The following is a 21,402-nucleotide window of genomic DNA, read 5'->3' on the forward strand; positions in this document are numbered from 1 at the left end:
CCCCCCAAACTGTTGTGAGGCTCCTGAAATAAACAGTCTTAACCAGTGAGATTAAAGTCACGACGTTAATCAATCACCTCTCAAAAAGTTAAGCGTTGCACACTGTTGTTGGAGATTTAACCGAGCGAATTTATATGAAATCTTGGGAGACTCTGAATAATTTCGCAAAGCCTTGAAGGCTGTAGATGTTAAGCGGATCTCGACACGGACGGACTTAGCCCCTAGCAAGAACTGCGATGCAGCAGATGTGCTCTTTATGGCTCATCCGATGGGACTTTCGGAGCGATTTATGGACAAGAGTCCTAAATGTAGTGAGCTGATTTAGCCTTTGATTAAAGTAACTTAGCTCAAGTGATTTGGAGCCCGAAAGGGGCTTTGATCGTGTTTCTTTTTCCATTTTAAAAACCTATTGACGATCGGTTTTTTCCGCTCTACCATCATTCAAAGAATTATTTTCACTGTTGGAATAATGGTCTATGCGACTTGGCGATCTTGAGAAACAGGTGCTCCAATACCTTTGGGATACAAAAGCTGCGGATGCTAAACAGGTCCACTCGGACTTGAGCAGGGCCCGTGGAGGTTCTCTCAATACGATCCAGAGCACGCTGGATCGCCTCTACAAGAAAGGTTTGCTGTCTCGGGAGAAGCAGGGGCATGCATTCCAATACAGCCCGGCAGTGGAGCGCTACGAGTTTGTCGGGCAGCTGATTCAAGATGTTACTCGTGAATTCGTTGATGATGAGAATGGGTTGGTAGCCGCTTTTACCTCCATCTCATCGGAGTTGAGCGAAAGTCAATTAGAGCAGCTGGAGCAGTTGATCGAAAGCCAGAAGGTAAAGCGCCAGCAGGGTGATCGCTAATGATTTTGGGGCAGGTTGCACTCTGGCTAAACCTACTGACTATTGCAGCGCTTGGCCTGTTTGTCGGTATTTTACTGGTATCAGCTGCCTGCCTTTCTGCTTCCCGGCTTTCACTTCGCTTGTCTGCCAGTAGCCGGCGTTTACTGCTGTGGAGCGCGGTATTGCTGCCGTGGTTCGCGGCTTCCACTGCCGCTGTTATCCTGGCTTTCCCCAGCCTTTTGGGAGGCGTTGCATCACTGGCGCACTGGCACCATATCAATGCTTTTAACCTCTACAGTTGGCATGGTGTTTTTACCATTGCGTTTCTTTTCCTTGCCGGGTTTTTGGTATTTCAAAGTTTTAAACGAGCTCATCGCCATTTGGCGCAGCTCCGATTGTTAATGCAACTTTGCGAAAGGGATAAGTCTGACCAGAGTATTATCCAGGCAAAGGGGCCCCAGGCTTTCACCAGCGGTCTGCTCCGTCCGCAAGGGTTTTATACCAGCGGTCTGCGAGACCAGTTAACAGCGGAAGAATTTGAGGTGGTGCGCCTGCATGAGGAAGCCCATGCGCAAAAATTTGATCCTCTGAAGAAATTAATATTCGCTTTGTTTGCCAGCTTTTTCCCCTCGCGTTTGGGGAATAACCTGAATCGGCAGATGGCGCTGTGTATGGAGCAGCGTGCAGATGCTTATGCCCATAGGCAGGGGTGGAGTGAGACTTTTATCGCCCAAACCCTACTTAAAGTAACCCGTGTCTCCAATGGGTTGCAGCCCAAAGAGAGAAGTTCAGCAATGGTCTGTTATTTCGCTCTTGACCAGTTGGATGCTCGTATTCGTTACTTGCTGTCTGATGATAAGGGGCGCAGCTTACCCCCCTTGTTATTAGCTGGATTGTTTGTAGTTCTTACTGGCACTTGCCTTGTTACGGTGGATGCACTCCACCACACCGTCGAAACCCTTTTCTCCCACTAAGGAAGCCGAAGTGTTTAATTGTTTGCGTTTAGTCATAACTAAAAAACCGACTATAGATCGGTTTTTTATGGCCGGAGCCGTGTTCTTTTTAGTCGCATTAAGTGGGCCCCTTAAGGCAGAGCAGGGCGAGGAGTTATCGGGCCTCACTTATGAGCAGGCAATTCTTAAAAGCTTGCAAAATCACCCCGAACTGGCGGGTTACCAATATCAGTTTGAGGCTGTGGTTGCTCTATCCAAGCACGCCAAGCTTGGACCACGCCCGGAGCTTAGTGTTGCCGCCGAGGGGGTGGGGGAGGAAAAGGACAGCGATGGCAACGGCAGTTCCCAGGTAACAGTAGGCATCAGTTGGCTATTACAGGGTGATCTCGCAGAAAAACGTGTATTGGCTACACGCAGTAAGACTTCCGTGATTGAGGCCGAAAAGCAGGTTCTTGAGTTAGAAGTTGCCGCTAATACTGCGCGTTACTTTTTCCAAGTCCTGGCTCAGCAGGAACGCCTGGAAATTGCTAAAAGAGCAGTCGACCTGGCTCGCAGGATATCCGCCGAAATTAATCGCCAAGTTAGTGTTGGCAGAACGAATGAAGCCGATGCTTTTCGGGCGGAAGTCGACTTCCAGCGTCGACTCTTAGCTGTGGAAGATGTCGAGCACGAGTTGGATATTGCCAGATATCAATTAGCTGCCCAGTGGGGCTCCAGAGAGCCCAGTTTTCGAGCGGTGGTTGGTTCTCTTTCCAGTGTCATTCCAGAAGTTGATTTATCTAGATTGCGAAGCTTGGTGGCGAGCAACCCAAATTTGGAAATATTCATGAGCCGCGAGCGCGTGGCGCAGGCGGAAATTGATTTGGCACGTGCAGAAGCGGGCATTCAGTGGCGGATTGATACAGGAATTCGTCGCAACGAAGCGAGCGGAGATTATGGATTGGTGGCTGGTTTCGCAATCCCACTAGGTAAGGGCGACCGCAATCGCGGCAAGGTATCTGCTTTGAGGGCGGAACAGAATCGCTTCCGAGCAGAAAGAAATGCGAAAGAGATTGCATTGGATACACAGCTCTTTGTGATGACCCAAAGGCTACAGCATCACCGGCACGTAGCTGCCGCCTTGAATGAAAAGATGATTCCCAGTCTGGATAAGGCGCTCACCGCTACGCAAAAAGCCTATCGACGTGGCCGCTACAACTACTCGGAATTGGCACTAGCCCAACAGGGGCTTACCGATGCGCAGCTTTCACTGCTCCAGGCACAGTACAACGCACACCTTAGCCTGATTGAAATTGAAAAACTCACCGGCCTGTCATTGGCACAGATAAGCGAGAGCGAGATATGAGATCCGCAGTTTTTTCCAGCCTGATATTCAGTGCTTTACTTTCCTTGTTCCTTAGTGGCAGCGGCAGTGTCTATGCGGCCGGAGCTGTCGCAGAGGCGGAACCGGAAAAAGGGCCCAATCGTGGGCGCATGTTGCGAGAAGGTGATTTTGCCGTTGAGCTAAGTATTTATGAAACTGGTGTTCCCCCGGAGTTTCGGGTTTGGGTGAGTAACGATGGAGAGCTGGTTAATCCTCAACAGGTTGATCTTAAAGTGATTCTTACAAGGCTTGGAGATGGAGAGGACCACATCGAATTCAGGCCCGAGGGGGATTATCTGCGTGGTGATATGGTGATCTATGAGCCCCACTCATTTGTTGTGACTCTAACAGCCAAGTACCAGGGGCAAGAATACCGTTGGCAATACGATAATTTTGAGGGGCGAACCCGTATCGAATCCGGTATTGCTGAATCCATGGAAATTGATACGGAAACCGTTGGCCCAGCCAGGATGAGTGAAACCAGCCGCGCTTACGGCAGGCTTATTGTAGATCCAGAGCAGATTCGTGAAATTAGTGCGCGTTTCGATGGCTTTGTAGAAACTGTGCAGGTGGGATTGGGGGAGCGCGTTAATAAAGGGCAACCCCTAATTGCCATTAACAGCAATCAAAACCTAAACACCTACACTATTCAATCCCCAATTGCCGGTGTAGTAGTCCAGCGCAATGTAAACCCTGGTGAACAGACCGCAGGTCGAGTTTTATTAACGGTTGCCGATGATACTGCATTGTTGGCAGAGTTGGATGTTTTTCCCTCGACACGCCCCCAGATTCGCCAGGGCGCGCCCGTTTCCGTAAATATCAAGTCCTTGGAAACTCCTCTGCTCGGGGTAGTGAAACAAATTGATACTTTGATGAAACCCAACCAGGCCACCGCCGTTCGGGTGTCACTGCAAGATATTCCCGCAGGCCTCGCACCGGGTTCTTTTGTAAGCGGCGATATCCAAGTTGCTGAATATGAGGTGCCTCTCGCCGTAAAGCGTTCCGGTTTACAGGCATTCCGCGATTTTACTGTCGTTTATGCCAAGGTGGGTGACCAGTATGAAGTGCGTATGTTGGAGTTAGGGCGTGAAGCCGGTGATTGGGTTGAAGTGCTGGGGGGGATTCGACCGGGAATCGAGTATGTCACCGGTAACAGCTACATCATTAAAGCGGACATTGAAAAGTCCGGTGCATCCCACGATCACTGAGGGTTCGACATGCTTGAGTACTTGATAAGAACCTCAATTCAAAATCGCGGGCTGGTTATTGCACTTGTGCTCTTACTGTGCGGTTTGGGCATTTGGAATTTCACCCGGCTGCCCATTGATGCGGTACCGGATATCACCAATATCCAGGTGGTTATTAATACGGAGGCACCGGGGTATACCCCAAAAGAAGTTGAGCAACGGGTTACATACCCTGTGGAAAATGCAATGGCTGGATTGCCGAGCCTTGCTTATACACGTTCCGTTTCGCGGTATGGGTTGTCCCAGGTTACGGTGATTTTTGAAGATGGCACCGATATTTATTTTGCCCGCCAGTTAGTGAATGAACGGCTCACTAGTGTACGTGGTGCACTGCCTGCTGGTTTGGAGCCGGAGCTTGGCCCCATTGCCACAGGTCTTGGTGAAATCTTTATGTTCACAGTGGACTCCGAACCTGGAGCCACCAATGCTGATGGCAGTGCCGTAACACCTAAGGACTTACGTTCGGTGCATGACTGGATTGTGCGCCCGCAGTTACTGCGTGTACCTGGTGTGGTGGAAGTCAATCCGATCGGCGGATTCAAGAGAGAAATTCTGATTGCTATAGAACCAGAGAAACTGCTGGCATTCGGCCTGACGCAGGAAGACCTGATTCGCTCGATCGAGGAGAACAATCGTAACCGCGGTGTAGGCTTTATTGAACACAGTGGCGCCCAATGGTTGTTGCGGGTTCCTGGGCAGGCAAGCTCGTTAGAGACACTGAAGGATTTCCTGGTTGCGGAAGTGAATGGCGTTGCTGTTCGACTTGGCGACTTGGCCAAGATCGAAGAGGGGCGCGAAATGCGCACCGGGGCGGCCACTCAGAACGGCAGGGAAGTGGTGATGAGCACCGTTTTCATGCTGGTTGGCGAAAATAGTCGCACCGTTGCAGGTGCAGTTGGTGAAAAATTAGAGAGTATCAAACAGAGTCTACCGCCTGGTATCACATTGACAGCAGTTTATGATCGTACCGGTCTGGTTGACCAGACACTGCGCACGGTCCAAACCAATCTTATGGAAGGTGCGCTGCTGGTTATCGCGGTTCTTTTCCTGCTGCTGGGGAATGTTCGCGCAGCAATTCTCACTGCGCTGGTCATTCCGGTGGCCATGTTAATGACCATCACCGGCATGGTTCAGGCCCGCGTAAGTGCAAACCTGATGAGTCTGGGGGCGCTGGACTTTGGCTTGTTGGTGGATGGGGCCATCATTATTGTCGAGAACTGTCTGCGACGCCTCAGCGAATCCGCCCGCGAGCGTGGCCAGTTAGATCTAAAAGAACGGCTTACCCTGGTATTCCAATCGACGCGGGAAGTGATTCGCCCGGCCATGTTTGGTGTGTTCATTATCACAGCCGTGTATTTACCCATTTTTGCCCTGACTGGAGTGGAGGGCAAGATGTTCCATCCGATGGCAATTACCGTGGTGATTGCGCTGCTTTCTGCGATGTTTCTTTCCATCACTTTGGTGCCAGCCGGCATAGCGCTGCTATTCCGCAAACCGGTGATCGAAAAGAAAAACCCTGCACTTGAGAAGCTGAATAGCTTTTATCGCCCGACCCTGGAGTTTGCACTGCGCCAGCGTGGCATGGTTGTCGCTATTGCTGCGCTACTGGTGTTGGTTTCCGGCTATACGGCAAGCAGAATGGGTAGCGAATTTGTGCCGAATCTGGATGAAGGCGATATTGCCATGCACGCCTTGCGTATTCCCGGCACATCCCTGGAACAAGCGATTGCACTACAAAAATCCCTGGAGGAGCGGATTAAAGAGTTGCCCGAAGTGGAGCGTGTATTCGCCAAAATTGGGACTGCGGAAGTGGCTACCGATGCCGTTCCCCCAAGTGTTGCCGATAACTTTATTATCCTAAAACCCAGGTCTCAGTGGCCAGATCCGGATAAGCCGAAAGAGCAATTAGTAGAAGAGCTGGCAAAGCTGGTAGAGCCAATCCCCGGCAACCGCTATGAATTTCTCCAGCCAATCCAGATGCGCTTTAACGAGCTTTTAGCGGGGGTACGTGCGGAATTGGCGATCAAAGTCTTTGGCGATGATTTCGAGCAATTAGAGCGTTTGGGCAGTGAAATTGAAGCGGCTATAGGCAGTGTAGAAGGCGTTGCTGATATACAGATGGAGCAAACCAGCGGTTTACCGGTTCTTGCCATTGTTCCTGACCAAGCCGCACTAACCCAGTATGGGCTGGCCATCAGCCAAGTACAGGAGCAGCTGGCAACCGCCCTGGGAGGTACGGTTGCTGGCCGCTTTTATGAAGGAGACCGCCGCACCGATATTGTTGTGCGTTTGCCAGAGGTATTGCGCCAGGATTTGGATGCGCTAAAGAAACTGCCGATTCATCGACCCAATGGCAACTATGTGCCCCTGGAGGAAATTGCCAGCTTGGAACTCACTGCCGGTATCAATCAGGTTTTCCGCGAGAACGGTAAACGCAGGGTAGTGGTAACGGCCAATGTGCGGGGTAGGGATCTGGGTAGCTTTGTTGCTGATGTACAGCAGTCCGTTTCCGATAAAGTGGAAATACCACCCGGTTACTGGGTTGAATACGGCGGAACCTATCAAACGCTACAGTCTGCTACTGAACGCTTATCGATTGTAGTGCCGCTGACCCTTGTGTTGATTATGGGGCTTCTCCTGCTGGCGCTTCGCTCCATAAAAGATGCGGCAATTATCTTTACCGGTATACCCCTCGCATTAACCGGCGGTGTGCTCTCTTTAATGTTGCGGGATATCCCTTTCTCCATTTCCGCAGCCGTTGGTTTTATCGCACTTTCCGGGATTGCCATCCTTAACGGCCTGGTGATGGTTTCCTTTATTCGCGACCTGCGAGACCAAGGTTACAGCATAGAAAAGGCCATTATTGAGGGCGCCCTGATCCGCTTACGTCCGGTCATTAGTACTGCACTGGTTGCCTCACTCGGTTTTGTGCCCATGGCCCTGAATACTGGTATTGGCTCTGAGGTACAGCGCCCACTGGCTACGGTGGTTATTGGCGGTATTGTCTCATCAACAATCCTGACACTTTTAGTATTGCCGGCACTCTACAGAATTTTACATGGCAGGAATGCCAAGTCGGAGAGCTTACAAGATAACCCTGAAGTGGCTCTGGCTGGAGCCAGTTAACTGGGCCTGTGTGCGCTTTGGTTCACAAGAATTTAGAACTTTAATAACGGGAGATAGTAACGTTGCACAATAGTTTAAAAACAGTTTTCGGCTTGATGGCGCTGATAGCAGGTATGGTGATATCTATGCCGCTATTTGCCCATGGAGTGGACGATGCTACCAAGACTTTTCTTGCCGGTAATGAAGGGGTATCTATTATTCCCTTTCTATATATTGGCGCCAAGCATATGGTGACTGGCTATGACCACCTGCTGTTTCTGGTGGGAGTCATTTTCTTTTTATATCGATCAAAAGATGTTCTTATCTATGTAAGCTTCTTTACGCTCGGTCATAGCTTAACCCTTTTATTTGGAGTGCTTAACGACACCCATGTGAATGCCTATTTGATCGATGCCATTATTGGATTATCCATTGTCTATAAAGGCTTCGACAATCTCGGCGGCTTCAAACGGGTTTTTGGCTTCCAGCCTAATACCAAGGCTGCCGTACTGATTTTTGGACTCTTCCACGGTTTTGGTTTGGCAACCAAATTACAGGAATTCAAGCTGTCCAGCGATGGGTTGGTGGAGAACATTCTGGCCTTTAATGTCGGAGTAGAAATTGGTCAGTTTTTTGCGCTGCTGTTTATTCTTCTCGCCATCAATTATTGGCGTCGCTTTGACAGTTTTCTGCGCTTTTCCACTATGACAAACACCTTACTAATGAGTGGTGGACTGATGTTGGTGGGTTACCAGATGACAGGCTACTTCGTAGGTAGTTAGCCAGAAAGTGACTTTATTAAGTTAATTGAACAGAAAGAACTCAGATTTAGAGCTTACAGAATGAATACAACTGAAATGCCAGTGCAGTCTGCACAAACACTGATTAAATCCACACTTGCTGCTGGCGTGCTTGCAGCCATTATGTTGACCACAGTAATCCTGCCAGCTGAATACAATATAGATCCTACTGGAATCGGCAGTGCACTGGGGCTGACTGAATTAAACAGTCAAGAGCAGGAAATTGCGGTACCAGAAGTAGTGCAGCGTGGCGAGCAGTCCTTTGCTTATCGGACTGACACTACAACTATTGAAGTGCCCGCTGGTCGTGGAATTGAATACAAATTTCAATTGGATAAATACGGTCATTTGGAATATGAGTGGGTAACGGAGAGTGGTGAACTTTACTTTGATTTTCACGGCGAACCCACAGGCGATACTACCGGCTACTTTGAGAGCTTTGCTATTGCTACCGCAAATAAAATGAGTGGTTCCCTCACCACGCCTTTTGATGGTTCCCATGGCTGGTATTGGAAGAATAACGGTCAGGAATCTGTGAAGATCACTCTAAAAACAAAGGGGTTCTACGAGGTTATTGGACTCAAACAGTAACGCTTTTTAATCAACATTCGCTAAAACCGAGAAGAAAGAGAGTATTATGAACAAACTTATTCGAGTCATCTGTGTATCAGTTACCTTAGGCTTCGCAAATCTTGCTTTCGCCCATGGTGACCATGAGAGAGACAATTTTGCCACTGTATCCATGGTAGAAGCCAAAGGCATCGCCAGCCAGGAAGTCGCTCGCCTAATCAAAGAGGGTAAGCTTAACGAGTCCTGGTCTGACAAGCCGCTCAGCGCAGCTATGCAGCGTGTTAACAATCAGCGCCAGTGGGTTGTTACAGCAAAAGAGCAGGGTGGTGTACTGAATCAGCAGCTGCAGGTTTTCTTAAGCACCGAAGGTTACTTTCTGACTTTTAAAGTGCAGAACCTCTAACTGATAAGACATACTCTGGCAGCGGTAAATTAGCCGCTGCCTTCAATGAAAATTCTTCACACACCTGATAGGCATATTGGTCGAACTTTATACGTCCGAAAACGCTATGAAGAATTTAAGGCCTTAAATGCGCATGTGGTTGGTAATATCAAATTAGACAGCGTGTAAGATGTGCACAGACTCATGACTGCCATCAAGACACCTTGCCATCTCAGATCAGATTTGCCGATCCAGAAAATCGAGCCTCCATACATCGAAGTGATTGGGCCCAACTGATCGCTGCCAGCTCTGCGTAGTCAGGGTTTAGAAGTGTATGCGTAAGCGAAACGACAGTGCCAAGCTCACTGCTTCTGAACACTACTTCGACCAATGACGAATTCTTTTGCGGTTCGGTGCCATGTGGCAAGCTGAGATTGCAATGTTTATGGACCTCAAAACTTAGAAACTTCGGCCTGTCGACACGACGATATACTCCAGACATTACGCAAGAGCTGCCGTCTGGAGCTGTCATCTCAAAAGCAAAGCTCCTGCCAACCTCTGCCGTGAGGTTGAGCACACGCGTAGTGAAACCGTCAGGCCCCCACCATTTTTCAACCATGCTCGGCGTAACCCAGGCAGTAAAGACTTCTTCCGGTGTTGCCCTAACGGTGTAGGAGATAGGCTTGGTTTGAACGTCCGCTTGATAGGAAAAATCGATCACTATTGCACCTTGTTCTTTTTATCAGGAGGTTTCCTGCTTTCTGTTAACACTAAAACATAGCTTTTAGGGAGGAGATGAAGCACTTTTGTTAGGGTGTTTTTTACGGGCATTAGCAAACCGCGGCCATTGCCTAACGATTTTACACCTATATACTTAGTCAAATGGGTAACAATCACGAAAATCTGAATACAGTCTTCCAAGCCTTAGCAGATCCAACGCGCCGCGCTGTCATTCAGCACCTGACTAGCGGACCGGCATCAATCACCGAGCTCGCTAAACCGTTTGAAATGGCACTACCTTCATTCATGAAGCACATTGGTGTGCTGGAGGATGCGGGTTTGATCCGATCCAAGAAAATTGGGCGCGTACGAACCTGCGAGATCAAGCCGAAGCAACTGACAGCTGCAGAAACTTGGATTAATACACAGACGGCCCAGTGGGAAGGCCGGATGGCAAGAATGGCGAGCTTTGTCGAAGCACTTGGCGCTGAAGGACAGGATGACTGAGTACGATAGAGACACAGGGCGCCATATTACAAACCCTGTAGGTCACCACTCCATTCCAATAGCCGACTACTTGATCTTCTGTTAAAAAACTGGAGGGCGTGATCGGCTCACATACCGCACCCCCTTTCACTCTGAGCAGATAGAGGTCAATTCTCTTACTTTTTTACGCCACTAGTAAGTTATCCATTGACCTAACTATTATTGCTTTTTATAGTTATCCAATCAGCTAACTATTAGTCGGTAGCCTGGGAACTGCCATAAAGCAAAGGGACTAGCATGAGCCAACAGTTATCGCACGACACCATATCCATCAGTAAAACAATCAAAGCACCAGCAGAACAGGTTTTTTCAGCATGGGAAAACCCAAAAGCCCGATCAATATGGGGGGCACCTTCTAAGGAGGAGGCAGTCGAGTTTATTGAAAACGACTTTCGCGTCGGAGGCCTTGACGTACATCGGTGCGGCCAAAAGAATGATCTGCAATTCCGAGTCGAAACACACTACTACGAAATCAGTAAGCCGCATCGCCTGCTTTTTACCGAGCGTGTGTATACCGACGACTCTTTATTGAGTGCCTCTTTGATCACCGTGGCGATTAGTCAAAATAAGCGCGCGACTGAACTCCAGGTGACGATACAGATCACCTCACTGGTCGGTTTGGGAATGATCGACGGAACACGCAATGGATGGCAGTGCGCTCTTTCTAATCTCGCCGCTTACCTGGAGGCAACAAGGGTGGAAGTCGAATAAAGAAGATCAATAACCTATCTCTTCAAGTCTCAATGGTGATTGAAAGCAATAGCCTAAGCACAACTCGCGACGCCATTTTGATCAACAAAATCACCAAGGAAGAACTGTGTGCGAAAAATAATTGTAAACACATTTGTTAGTCTGGATGGCGTGATGCAGGCTCCCGGTGGTACATAGGAGGACACTTCAGGGGGCTTTGAGCATGGTGGATGGGTGGTACCTTATTTCGATGAAGATGTAGGTAAATTTATGGGAGATGTCTTCGCAGCCCCATTCGAACTCCTGCTTGGCCATCGGACTTACGATATTTTTGCTGCTCATTGGCCAAAAGTAGCTGCTGATCCTCCACCTGAGGGTATTGATGATGGCGAAATCCAGATGGCCCAAAAAATTGACAGTACAATACGGTATGTGGCCTCGCGCACGAAACCTGAATTTACCTGGGAAGGCAGCGAATGGCTGGGCGATGATCCGGTCGCACGACTTCGTGAAATCAAGGCTATCAATGGTCCTGACTTGCTGGTTCCGGGCAGTGCCAATTTTATTCAGACTCTACTTAAAGCAGACCTGGTAGATCAGTTTAAACTGCTGATTTTTCCCTTGGTTCTGGGCAAAGGAAAGCGCCTCTTCGGTGCTGGTGTGATCCCTTTGGGGTTCCATGTACAGCAATCTACGACGACAGATAGTGGCGCTATTTGCGTAACTTACATGCGGGATGGAAGTATCACCACTGGAGACTTCTCGCTTCAACAAGATTAACGCCGGCAGCCCAATCGCAAACTGGCATATTATGACGCTGATCAAAACTCACAGATAAATATGGAACGCCATAGTTGCTAAAACACTCGGGTTCAAAGGCAGAAGCCGTAGGGGAGGGGACATCAAAATCTAACTCCGGAAAAATGATAGTTTGATAGTGGCAGGGACTTTGCTCGTACGGGACAACCGGTTATGGCAATGATTTCAGATATCGCAGATTATTTTTCGAAAGGTTGTGGACGTTGTGAACGCTTTGCAACGCCTGATTGCTCGACCCAGAAATGGAAATCCGGCCTTAATGAGTTGCGCCGGATATGCCAGAGCATGGATCTGGAAGAGCACGTAAAATGGGGGCAGCCTTGCTACACATTCGCCGGTCGAAATATTGTCATCCTTGGAGCGTTTCGAGAGAAATTCCTCATTAGCTTTATGGATGCGGCGTTATTGAAAGACTCCAAAGGCTTACTTCAAAAGCTTGGTGAGAATACCCAACACCCACATATGATCCCCCTGAAATCCAACGACCAAGTGACAAAGCTCGAATCAGTTATACGGGCTTACATCGAGGAAGCGAAGGGATATGCCAAAGCCGGCATTAAGCCCCCAAAAGCAGAACGCGATATCAAGCTCCCAGATGAACTGGTTGAAGCCATGGATGCCGACCCCGAGCTTGCAGAAGCGTTTCATGCATTAACACCAGGGCGCCAGCGAAGCTATGCCTTCAACTTAAATTCAGCCAAGAAACCGGCTACACGGGTTTCGAGAATAGCCAAGTTCCGCAGCAAAATAATTTCAGGCAAAGGCGCTATGGAGCGATAAAAAACGAAGCATCGATGAACAACTCGCATCGACCTCCAGGAACCTTTGGCATAGCGCAGACTTGGCTAAGCAGTTCTAGACGATATTTATCATGCCGAGTGAGGTAACAGAACATCCTCCTCGAGAGGGTACCGAGACCGCCATTCATCACAAATACCAAAGGGGCAGGGGTCTTTATGGAACCTGAACCAGGGCGCAGTTACGATATGGAGCGCATTGCAGCAACCTTCAAAGCTGACGGTGAAGAGACCGCATACTGTCCAATGCATAGGAGAATACATATGACCGAACTCGTAAACTGCCTGTGGTTTGACTATGGCGAAGCAAAGAAGGCGGCGGAATTCTACGCCGCAACTTTTCCAGATAGTCATGTCGATCGAGTCAATCAAGCGGTGACCGACTACCCTGGCGGTCAGGAAGGCAGTGAACTGACTGTCGAATTTACCGTACTCGGGCGCAAGTTTATTGGCGTGAACGGAGGCCCGAGTTTCAGGCCAAATGAATCCGTTAGTTTCATGGTTGTCACCGAGAATCAGGAAGAAACCGACCGCTACTGGGAGGCGATCATCAGTAATGGTGGACAAGAAAGCGCCTGTGGTTGGTGCAAGGATCACTGGGGCCACTCGTGGCAAATTACACCAAGACAGCTTCTGGATCTGACAACGAACTCTGATCGTGACAAAGCGAAGCGTGCCTTTAAGGCGATGATGTCCATGAGTAAGATCGATATCGCCACGATAGAGGCAGCCGCCGAGGAAGTATGAGTTCATGGGGAATTACTCTCCTCAACTTAACTCAAGATCTGGAGCTGATTATGGCTTTAATTCAGAGCAGGAAAACTAAGGAGATCTCCGGAGTAGTCCGGCAGATCCTGTCACCGGAGGCCTGGAAGGATGAACTCGCTGAACTCCGCAAAGCAGAAAAGGAGCTGACCCGTGCGCACGACCAGATGGCAGAAAAACGACGGTATTCGGGTTGGGTGAAGATCGAACAAAATTATGCCTTTGAGGGGCCAGGGGGCACTGCGACTCTGGCTGACTTGTTCGATGACCATTCACAACTCATCGTTTACCACCATATGTTGAAGCCCGCTGATCCCAGTCCATGCGAAGGCTGCTGCATGGTCGCCGATCAGATCCCTCATCTTGCCCATCTGCATGCCCGAGACACCTCTCTCGTCTTTGTGTCAAAAGCGCCGATCGTTGAGATAGAGGCATTCAAGAAACGTACGGGTTGGGCCATCCCCTGGTATGAAACCAAGAACAGCTTCAACGCTGATTTAGATGTGGCTACCGGATTTGGTATCAACGTTTTCTTCCGCGATGGAGAGGACCTCTATCGAACCTATTTCACTAACGGCCGAGGTGTCGAAACACTTGGCACGGTGTGGACTCTTTTGGATCTCACACCGCTCGGCCGCCAGGAAAACTGGGAAGCGGCTCCCGACGGCACTCAGCAGACACAGCCATATCATTGGTGGCGTAGACACAACGAATATGGCTAATACGGGTGCCTGCCACACATCATCCAGCTACAAAGGGAAGAATTCATCTACTCAATCGCTTGTTTAGGAGAAACAGGATATGAGGCGTTTAGTTGTTTGGAATGTGATGACGTTGGACGGGTACTTTGAAGGCACTGCGCCCTGGGCGTTGGAGCATCACGGAACAGTGTGGGGCGACGAGTTAGAAGCTTTCTCTCTTCAGCAGGGCGATGAAATCGGCACCTTGTTGTTTGGACGCTGCACCTATGAGGGGATGGCCAGTCATTGGAGGAATGAAACGGGGGCGGTTGCGGACATGATGAACTCACTTGAGAAAGCTGTCATCACTCGCACACTTGAAACCGCCGATTGGTCAAACACTCGCCTTTTAAAAGGCGAGGCCGGCGAACACGTTCGCGTGCTGAAGAGGGAGACAGGGAAGAGAGATATCTTCGTTTTCGGAAGCGCAAACCTTGTAGATACTCTGCTCGCAAGGGGCTTGGTAGACGAATACAGGATATGCCTTGCGCCCATCGTGCTTGGAGCAGGCTCACCTCTCTTCAAAGCTAACGCCATCCAGAAGAATTTCGAGCTCATGCGGGCGGACGCCCTTAAATCGGGCGGGGTGATCCTTCGCTACAAGTGCTTGCAGAAAGGTGGAGAAGTATAACAAATCGCAAAGTTTCTATTTTCTTTAAGGGCATTAGGCCTTCACGGAAATCCGTGGAACTCCTATATTCCAGCAGTCATATGGATTGATTGATACAGTTCAAATAGCCATCTATCTTATAGCGGTGTAATCACCAATTTTTATAATGTCATGATAAGGCCTCAACCTTTTCGGTTACCACTTGATTCGGATAGAAGGCGATACAAGCATTAATTACTTTGGCAAAGTTGAATACGGCTTTGTAAGTCCATGCAATGGTTGAAGTAGCTGGAGCGGACAATGGGCGTCTTTACCTCAATATGAACCAGTTAAAAGAAGTGAAGAAGTGTGCTGAAAAGTTGAAGTAATTCATCAATATATATTGGATAATATTATGGAATTTAATTTCCCAAATCGTGACGGTGTAGAATTAAAGGGTAAATTAGAGAATTCCACCGGGAACCCAAAGGCCTATGCAATTTTTGCACATTGTTTCACATGCTCAAAGGATATCATTGCTGCGAGCGCTATTAGCAAATCATTGACTAGCAAAGGAATATCAGTATTAAGATTTGATTTCACTGGGTTAGGTAACAGTGATGGAGATTTTTCCAATACTAACTTTTCATCTAATGTTGAAGACTTGCTTAGTGCTTACAATGAAATTGAAAACCGCTTTGAAGCACCAAAATTGCTAATTGGGCATAGTTTTGGTGGTGCTGCCGTATTAAAAGCCGCTGGTATGCTAAAGACAGCTAAAGCTGTTGTTACTATAGCCGCTCCAAGTGATGTAAAACATATCCAACATATGTTTAAAGATGAGCTCGATAACATCAATAAAACAGGACAGGCAAAAGTGGTGCTTGCTGGCCGAGAGTTTACACTTAAAAAGCAGTTTATCGACGATATAAATGAAGCAGACATCTTGGTTAACCTTAAGGAATTAAGGAAAGCTTTACTAGTTATGCATTCACCACTAGACAGCACTGTTTCTATTGATCATGCTGCAAAAATATTTAGCGCTGCGCACCATCCAAAAAGTTTTATTTCCTTAGATAAAGCCGATCACTTACTTATGAAGAAATCAGATGCTGAATATGTCGGCAATGTTATTGGAGCCTGGACTCAAAGATATATTAGTTAATACGACATATAATAGAGAATAATGTTGAAGCTTAGAATCCAATAAAAATATGGACTCGTCTGTTAAGGATTAAGTTGTATAACTGAGCTTTACTGACTTCCAGGAACCTTTGGATCAAACAACATAGCCAGTACCAGATGGCCTTTGGATTGCTCCCTTATTACATTAAACATCCAGAAGCTTAATTAAGCTCATTTTTCAAAATAAACGATGAAAACCCTTGTTTTTGTAAGCATAGATATTCCGCAAGGAATCATCGCGTCAATCCATCGCAGCCGCTACTTACTCAAGAATGAGTTACTTTAGTTTGACTGCACTCTGAGTGAAATTTCGAAATTATATCGATTACGACGAGAAAGTAAGCAGTTACGGATAGAGAAGGAAATCTCAAAAAAGGCCGGTGTAGATTCAAAAGTACAGCATTATTAAGGTACAGCAAGGCAGCTTTCAAGTGAGATTGCTCTACCGGGTAATGCAGGTAATGCACTACAAGCAAAAATGTACGAGATGCCAGGGTCTGAGCACAGAAATTCGTTAGCTGTTACAACGATCAGCATCGCCGTAGTCAATTCAATTTTGTTACAGCCAATCAGCGTCATCGAGGAGAGGATTACGTAATAACTCGTATTATTCTTTTCCACTCCGTTATATATATTATGCCTATCAAATTGGTACACTGGATTCACTACTCTCACTATCAGACATAACAAAAAAGGAAATTTTGATGTTGCATCTAAAAACTTTACCCAGCCAGGTCGGCAACTCTTGCGCCGCTCACTGCACCGAGATCGCAGTGTCAGGATACGACATCCGTGCACCAAGGCCACAGGCATTTGTGGAAGGGACTCTGTGGAACGCCGTCAAATGGCAGAATGCGGACCTACCTCCTATGCCAAACGGAGCTGACCATCCCTTAGTGGCGGCCAACAATAGTTCGCCGATGCGTGTGCGAAACTATGTGAATACCCAGTGCCCTGGGCGTACCGGTCGGATTTTATATGACGCGACTCAGAAAGACATGTGCCTTCAATTCGCGCAGGCGGGCAATAGAGTTGATTATAATGCGTTGTTTACAAATCTCATACAGCCAGCTAGTAATGGGGGAATGCCGAGGAACTTGCGTGCCGACACCTTTTACAATTGCGCTTTTATGATGTTTCGAGGCCCTTCCCCTGGGTCTGCTCATGAAATGGGTTTCCATAATATCCTGGTTGCCAAGGATGGGAACACAATCAAATATTATAACCCGAATGAAGCTCAACCAGTTTGGAGGGCTGATATTGGATGGCGAACGTTGCGTCATCAAAACGCTGGAAGGCATAGTTACGTTTGGAGTGGTATTGCAATCGAAATCACCTAGCAGTTAATGTTTGATGATGCCATCATTAGTATGGATCATGGGGTTTATCCTTGGTTTTGCTTTTAGCTTTAGGCACTTTCATCAAAACCGGTAAACCCTTCTTATCCAAGACGATTTGTCAGATTTGGTCTGATTTAGTCCACATCTTTACACCTTCCTCCAGCTTACTCGCTCCATTATTTGTTAAGAAATACTAAATTCCTGCTAGAACTGAATGTAAGTTACTCATGCCAGCCACTACTAATAGATCGATAAAATAAATTCGATTGTATCCGTTTTCGCAACATTGTTTCTCTATTCGAACTGATTATTGAGTCAATGTGATGTAATAAGATAGATCCCAAGTTTTGGACATTAACCCAACGCTTCAGGAGCTTGAAATGAAAGCAAAACTTATTTTACCAATGATTCTATTAAACATGCTTGGCGGAGTAGGGTCCGGCATCATGATCTATATATCTGGTGGCGATCCGGTTTGGGTCGGCGCACTTTTAGCGACCTTGCCTTTACCATTTTTCTTGATGGTCCTAACAAATGTGTTCAGCATTTCAAGAACGTCAGAAAGATTACCAGTTATTCAAGCCGTTAACATTATAGGAGTTGCATTGGTTGCTTATTCAACTTATTCGAACCAGGCTCCAATGTCCTTGTCTCTATACATTCCTATTGCAGCTGCTGCTCTGGGCTTCATATCCCTTCACTGGTATATCTGGTCATTCTCCGTCTACAACCGTAAAAAGAGCAAAGCCATATCAAAAGGCCAAAAACTGCCTGAAATGAACTTTAATCGATTAGATAAATCGGGTGTGTCTTCCACTTCTTTTGACGAATCTAAAACACTATTAGTGTTCTTTAGAGCCAACTGGTGCCCATTTTGTATGAACCAGTTAAAAGAAGTGAAGAAATATGCTGAGACACTTAAGCAATATGATGTGAAGGTGAAGTTTATCTCTAACCAAGGCTACGACAACTCAAGGAAGTTAGCCGACAAGCTTGATCTGCCTGGTCATTTTGAAATTCTTCAAGATGACAACCTAATGGGTGCTAAAGCTCTAGGCATTGAAGATATTGGCGGTTCCCCTGCAGGAATGCCTGGATACCCTAAGGATACCGTTATGGCCACGGTGATAGCACTGGATGAAGGTGGTAAAGTTCTATTCGGAGACGAGACCGACAATTATCGCAGACGCCCAAATCCTACGAATTTCCTGCATGTTTTCGCGGGCTCAGCACCACAACTAGAAAAGGACAAACCAACCTTTAAGAGCATTGCTTAGCGAAAGCCCTAAACTTAGCAACCAGAAGGTTTTCGTCAGCCAATCTCCCCCTTTCTAGAATTAGAGAGGGGGTTCTCTTGATGAAATTATTCTGCGATTTCGCCTGACACCCTAAATCCTAATCCAGCACGCTTTGTAGAAAATCGATAAAAACTCTCGTTTTCGCAGGCATCGCTCTACCACTGGGAATCAGTGCACTAACCGGTGGACCGGGTACTACTTTCTCAGGAAACAACTCAATAACTTCGCCAGTCTGAATAGAAGAACCGAGAGCAGTATCATATACCTGAGCAATACCCATACCAGCGACTACTGCATCTATCAGTGTTCGCCCATCTCTAAAAATTGCCAGCGGGGAAGGGGAAAACTCAGTAATTGAGTCATCATTTTCTCGAAATGACCAGGCTCTTACTTTTCCTGTAGGCGCTCTGAAAACAAGAGCATCATGCTCTCTTAACTCCTCCAAATTCTTAGGTTTACCTTTCTGCGAAAGATATTCAGGCGAAGCACACAAGATACGTCTAGATCCACATAATGTTTTTGCGATAAAAGAACTATCTTCTAGTTCGCCAATTCTAACAACGACATCCCATTCACCTTTAATAGCGTCCTCCAGGCTATCTGAAAGAGAGACCTCGACCGTAACCTTGGGGTGCAACTGCGTGAACCCCTTTAAAGCACTGACAATATTTCGGCCTATGCCTATTGGCAAATTGATACGCAATCGTCCGGCAGGCTCATCCTTCCTGGCATGCAGCAAAAGCCTGGCCTCATTGATTGTTTCTAACGCATGTTTTGCGGCATCGAGAAATATTTTGCCTTCTTCTGTCAGCCTGATACTTCGAGTGGTTCTGTTGAATAGCTTAAGACCCAATTCCTCCTCAAGCTTCTTAACTGCCTTACCAGCGCCTGATTTGGTTGAGTTCAATGATGCCGCTGCCTTTGTAAAGCTTCCGTGTTCGGCTACGGCAATAAATACGACTATTTCGTTCAAATGGGCTTGTTGAAACACAGATTGTGTCCCTAATGGATACAATGAGTTTCAAAATAGCATGTTTATAGCGCAAATCAAAGTAACTAATCTTCCCAATAGTGGTTTGGCGTAAGTATCTGCATAGAGGCCAATTGGAGAGTTAAGCACGTCGCCTCTTGGCCCATCGAAGGCTTACCCAAAGCTCGCGCTTCCAAACTTTAAACCATTAGAGGAATAGGTTATGTCTCTTCAAGACAAACTAGATGCTTTCAAAGAAGTATTTAAGCAACAGGCCCCGGAAGGAGCATTTGAAGCCTTTGCCAGATCATCCAAGGAATTGGCTGCTAGTGGCCAAGTTGAACGTTCGATTAAAGTAGGGGAGAAAGTCCCATACTTTACATTGCCAGATTCAGAAGGTAACGACGTTGTCCTGGAAGAACTCCTTACCAAAGGGCCCGTTATTCTAACGTTCTATCGAGGCGTGTGGTGCCCTTACTGCAATATTGAGCTGCAAGCGTTAGAAGAAGTTGCTGCAGAGATCAAAGCGCGTGGCGCAACGCTGGCTGCTATTTCCATGCAAGGGCCCGCTGAAAGCCGCAAATCTCAGAGAGATAACAAGTTAAGCTTCCCAATTCTGACTGATCAAAGTGGAAAGCTTGCTGAAAAATTTGGTATCCGCTGGACATTACAACCTTATGTAATTGAGTTCCACAAGGTGTTCAAAGTCGAACTCCCGACCATCCATCGTGACGGCGCGTGGAACTTACCTATGCCTGCAAGATATGTCATAGATACCGATGGAACAATCGCATATGCGGAGGTGAATCCTGACTATACGCGTCGCCCCGAACCCAGCGACTTATTTCCCGTACTTGAAAAGCTGAGTCAGTCTACAACTGCATAGTACGTAAACAACTCCACCTCTTTAGCGCTGACTAGCGCCAAAGAGGTGCGAGCACTCAATGTAAATCGATATCGAGCACCGTAAAACCCAACTTATATGGTAAGACTCATGGTCAATTTTACACGTTACACAATTGAAACAGCACCAGAAGCCTCTAAGCAAACTCTAGAAGCCGCTAAAAAGAAAATGGGATTTGTACCCAATCTAATGGCAACCATGGCCGAATCACCTGTAATGGTAGAGAGCTATCTAACACTTATGGGATTATTTGATAAATCTCGCTTGAGCGAAACGGAGCGAGAGATAATCCTGATGACAAACAGCCGCCTAAACGGTTGCACCTACTGCATGGCTGCGCATACCGCAGTTTGCAAAATGGCCGGTGTAGATGAAAATGTAATCAAGGCGCTGCGTAGCGGCAAAACACTCGATGACCCTAAACTCGAAGCGCTCCGAGCATTCAGTGTCATTATCAATGAGAAACGTGGATGGGCTACAGAAGAAGAGGTTGAGGCGTTTCTTGCAGCAGGTTATACGAAAGAGACGGTTCTAGAGGTGATAGTTGGAACTAGCCTAAAAGTACTCTCGAATTACTCTACCCACAATCTGAATGTCAGTCTCGATGATGCGTTTTTGCCAATGGCTTGGAGTAAGGATATGGATTCGAATGGTTGAGCGCAAAAGCAAATAAAAAACATGTATCCGATTCAAGCGTCTAATAAAGACTGGGCCTTGGGAAGAGGGCGCCTGTCCAGATCATAAAAGTGACGATAAGAACCCCACTGATTCACCAAAGTA

21 protein-coding genes are annotated in these 21,402 nt (G+C 47.3%); 19 read left to right on the forward strand and 2 right to left on the reverse strand.

What is annotated here, in order from left to right; genetic code table 11:
• Nucleotides 1-476 precede the first annotated feature (476 nt).
• The 8 genes from ACJJJA_RS12300 (at nt 477) to ACJJJA_RS12335 (ending at nt 9,280) form a co-directional block, all read left to right on the forward strand.
• Nucleotides 477-860, forward strand: coding sequence for a BlaI/MecI/CopY family transcriptional regulator (locus tag ACJJJA_RS12300; protein ID WP_444904779.1), 384 nt, complete (start codon nt 477-479; stop codon nt 858-860).
• Nucleotides 860-1,813, forward strand: coding sequence for a M56 family metallopeptidase (locus ACJJJA_RS12305; RefSeq protein ID WP_444904780.1), 954 nt, complete (start codon nt 860-862; stop codon nt 1,811-1,813). The genes ACJJJA_RS12300 and ACJJJA_RS12305 overlap by 1 nt, the downstream gene beginning before the upstream one ends.
• 67 nt (nt 1,814-1,880) lie before the next feature.
• Nucleotides 1,881-3,137 carry a TolC family protein gene (locus ACJJJA_RS12310; protein WP_444904781.1) on the forward strand — a complete coding sequence of 419 codons (1,257 nt, stop codon included), beginning with the start codon at nt 1,881-1,883 and terminating at the stop codon, nt 3,135-3,137.
• Complete coding sequence (locus ACJJJA_RS12315) at nt 3,134-4,363, forward strand: efflux RND transporter periplasmic adaptor subunit (protein WP_444904782.1); 1,230 nt, start codon at nt 3,134-3,136, stop codon at nt 4,361-4,363. Before ACJJJA_RS12310 ends, ACJJJA_RS12315 begins: the two co-directional genes overlap by 4 nt.
• A 9-nt stretch (nt 4,364-4,372) precedes the next feature.
• Entirely contained in the window at nt 4,373-7,528 is a 3,156-nt protein-coding gene (locus tag ACJJJA_RS12320) for an efflux RND transporter permease subunit (RefSeq protein ID WP_444904783.1), read from the forward strand.
• A 62-nt stretch (nt 7,529-7,590) separates the two neighbouring features.
• Entirely contained in the window at nt 7,591-8,289 is a 699-nt protein-coding gene (locus ACJJJA_RS12325) for a HupE/UreJ family protein (protein WP_444884884.1), read from the forward strand.
• 60 nt (nt 8,290-8,349) lie between these two features.
• Nucleotides 8,350-8,898, forward strand: a complete 549-nt coding sequence (locus ACJJJA_RS12330) for a hypothetical protein (RefSeq protein WP_444884883.1) — start codon at nt 8,350-8,352, stop codon at nt 8,896-8,898.
• Nucleotides 8,899-8,944: 46 nt separating this feature from the next.
• Nucleotides 8,945-9,280, forward strand: coding sequence for a DUF6488 family protein (locus ACJJJA_RS12335; protein WP_444884882.1), 336 nt, complete (start codon nt 8,945-8,947; stop codon nt 9,278-9,280).
• A gap of 211 nt (nt 9,281-9,491) precedes the next feature.
• On the opposite strand, the gene ACJJJA_RS12340 is transcribed toward ACJJJA_RS12335, so the two are convergent.
• The gene (locus ACJJJA_RS12340; RefSeq protein ID WP_444884881.1) at nt 9,492-9,980 is read right to left on the reverse strand and encodes an SRPBCC family protein; all 489 of its coding nucleotides are present in this window, start codon (nt 9,978-9,980) and stop codon (nt 9,492-9,494) included.
• Nucleotides 9,981-10,141: 161 nt separating this feature from the next.
• Between ACJJJA_RS12340 and ACJJJA_RS12345 the strand changes: the two genes are divergently transcribed.
• The 9 genes from ACJJJA_RS12345 (at nt 10,142) to ACJJJA_RS12385 (ending at nt 18,727) form a co-directional block, all read left to right on the forward strand.
• A complete protein-coding gene (locus ACJJJA_RS12345; protein ID WP_444884880.1) occupies nt 10,142-10,486 on the forward strand; it encodes an ArsR/SmtB family transcription factor in 345 nt (114 codons plus the stop codon).
• Between the two features lie 276 nt (nt 10,487-10,762).
• A complete protein-coding gene (locus ACJJJA_RS12350) occupies nt 10,763-11,236 on the forward strand; it encodes an SRPBCC family protein (protein ID WP_444904784.1) in 474 nt (157 codons plus the stop codon).
• A gap of 213 nt (nt 11,237-11,449) precedes the next feature.
• Nucleotides 11,450-11,995: a dihydrofolate reductase family protein gene (locus ACJJJA_RS12355; RefSeq protein WP_444904785.1), complete on the forward strand. Its 546-nt coding sequence runs from the start codon at nt 11,450-11,452 to the stop codon at nt 11,993-11,995.
• Nucleotides 11,996-12,187: 192 nt separating this feature from the next.
• Nucleotides 12,188-12,814 (forward strand): YdeI/OmpD-associated family protein, encoded by a 627-nt coding sequence (locus tag ACJJJA_RS12360; protein ID WP_444904786.1) that lies wholly within the window; start codon nt 12,188-12,190, stop codon nt 12,812-12,814.
• 281 nt (nt 12,815-13,095) lie between these two features.
• A complete protein-coding gene (locus ACJJJA_RS12365) occupies nt 13,096-13,578 on the forward strand; it encodes a VOC family protein (protein WP_444904787.1) in 483 nt (160 codons plus the stop codon).
• Between the two features lie 50 nt (nt 13,579-13,628).
• Nucleotides 13,629-14,318 carry a DUF899 domain-containing protein gene (locus tag ACJJJA_RS12370; RefSeq protein WP_444904788.1) on the forward strand — a complete coding sequence of 230 codons (690 nt, stop codon included), beginning with the start codon at nt 13,629-13,631 and terminating at the stop codon, nt 14,316-14,318.
• 79 nt (nt 14,319-14,397) lie between these two features.
• Nucleotides 14,398-14,967, forward strand: coding sequence for a dihydrofolate reductase family protein (locus ACJJJA_RS12375; protein ID WP_444904789.1), 570 nt, complete (start codon nt 14,398-14,400; stop codon nt 14,965-14,967).
• Nucleotides 14,968-15,340: 373 nt separating this feature from the next.
• Nucleotides 15,341-16,090 carry an alpha/beta hydrolase family protein gene (locus ACJJJA_RS12380; RefSeq protein ID WP_444904790.1) on the forward strand — a complete coding sequence of 250 codons (750 nt, stop codon included), beginning with the start codon at nt 15,341-15,343 and terminating at the stop codon, nt 16,088-16,090.
• Between the two features lie 1,740 nt (nt 16,091-17,830).
• On the forward strand, nt 17,831-18,727 hold the full coding sequence (locus ACJJJA_RS12385) for a TlpA family protein disulfide reductase (RefSeq protein ID WP_444904791.1): 897 nt from the start codon (nt 17,831-17,833) through the stop codon (nt 18,725-18,727).
• Nucleotides 18,728-18,845: 118 nt separating this feature from the next.
• On the opposite strand, the gene ACJJJA_RS12390 is transcribed toward ACJJJA_RS12385, so the two are convergent.
• On the reverse strand, nt 18,846-19,739 hold the full coding sequence (locus tag ACJJJA_RS12390) for a LysR family transcriptional regulator (protein ID WP_444886208.1): 894 nt from the start codon (nt 19,737-19,739) through the stop codon (nt 18,846-18,848).
• A gap of 202 nt (nt 19,740-19,941) precedes the next feature.
• On the opposite strand from ACJJJA_RS12390, the gene ACJJJA_RS12395 reads away from it, so the two are divergent.
• Complete coding sequence (locus ACJJJA_RS12395; RefSeq protein ID WP_444904792.1) at nt 19,942-20,604, forward strand: peroxiredoxin-like family protein; 663 nt, start codon at nt 19,942-19,944, stop codon at nt 20,602-20,604.
• Between the two features lie 108 nt (nt 20,605-20,712).
• Entirely contained in the window at nt 20,713-21,279 is a 567-nt protein-coding gene (locus ACJJJA_RS12400; RefSeq protein ID WP_444904793.1) for a carboxymuconolactone decarboxylase family protein, read from the forward strand.
• Nucleotides 21,280-21,402 lie beyond the last annotated feature (123 nt).

Source organism: Microbulbifer mixtoriginis (SeqCode), from assembly GCF_052466865.1.

Bases quoted from the DNA above. Each gene is read 5' to 3' on its own strand.
- ACJJJA_RS12300 (WP_444904779.1), top strand. From the start codon at position 477: ATGCGACTTGGCGATCTTGAGAAACAGGTGCTCCAATACCTTTGGGAT.
- ACJJJA_RS12305 (WP_444904780.1), top strand. From the start codon at position 860: ATGATTTTGGGGCAGGTTGCACTCTGGCTAAACCTACTGACTATTGCA.
- ACJJJA_RS12310 (WP_444904781.1), top strand. From the start codon at position 1,881: ATGGCCGGAGCCGTGTTCTTTTTAGTCGCATTAAGTGGGCCCCTTAAG.
- ACJJJA_RS12315 (WP_444904782.1), top strand. From the start codon at position 3,134: ATGAGATCCGCAGTTTTTTCCAGCCTGATATTCAGTGCTTTACTTTCC.
- ACJJJA_RS12320 (WP_444904783.1), top strand. From the start codon at position 4,373: ATGCTTGAGTACTTGATAAGAACCTCAATTCAAAATCGCGGGCTGGTT.
- ACJJJA_RS12330 (WP_444884883.1), top strand. From the start codon at position 8,350: ATGAATACAACTGAAATGCCAGTGCAGTCTGCACAAACACTGATTAAA.
- ACJJJA_RS12335 (WP_444884882.1), top strand. From the start codon at position 8,945: ATGAACAAACTTATTCGAGTCATCTGTGTATCAGTTACCTTAGGCTTC.
- ACJJJA_RS12345 (WP_444884880.1), top strand. From the start codon at position 10,142: ATGGGTAACAATCACGAAAATCTGAATACAGTCTTCCAAGCCTTAGCA.
- ACJJJA_RS12350 (WP_444904784.1), top strand. From the start codon at position 10,763: ATGAGCCAACAGTTATCGCACGACACCATATCCATCAGTAAAACAATC.
- ACJJJA_RS12360 (WP_444904786.1), top strand. From the start codon at position 12,188: ATGGCAATGATTTCAGATATCGCAGATTATTTTTCGAAAGGTTGTGGA.
- ACJJJA_RS12365 (WP_444904787.1), top strand. From the start codon at position 13,096: ATGACCGAACTCGTAAACTGCCTGTGGTTTGACTATGGCGAAGCAAAG.
- ACJJJA_RS12370 (WP_444904788.1), top strand. From the start codon at position 13,629: ATGGCTTTAATTCAGAGCAGGAAAACTAAGGAGATCTCCGGAGTAGTC.
- ACJJJA_RS12375 (WP_444904789.1), top strand. From the start codon at position 14,398: ATGAGGCGTTTAGTTGTTTGGAATGTGATGACGTTGGACGGGTACTTT.
- ACJJJA_RS12380 (WP_444904790.1), top strand. From the start codon at position 15,341: ATGGAATTTAATTTCCCAAATCGTGACGGTGTAGAATTAAAGGGTAAA.
- ACJJJA_RS12385 (WP_444904791.1), top strand. From the start codon at position 17,831: ATGAAAGCAAAACTTATTTTACCAATGATTCTATTAAACATGCTTGGC.
- ACJJJA_RS12395 (WP_444904792.1), top strand. From the start codon at position 19,942: ATGTCTCTTCAAGACAAACTAGATGCTTTCAAAGAAGTATTTAAGCAA.
- ACJJJA_RS12400 (WP_444904793.1), top strand. From the start codon at position 20,713: ATGGTCAATTTTACACGTTACACAATTGAAACAGCACCAGAAGCCTCT.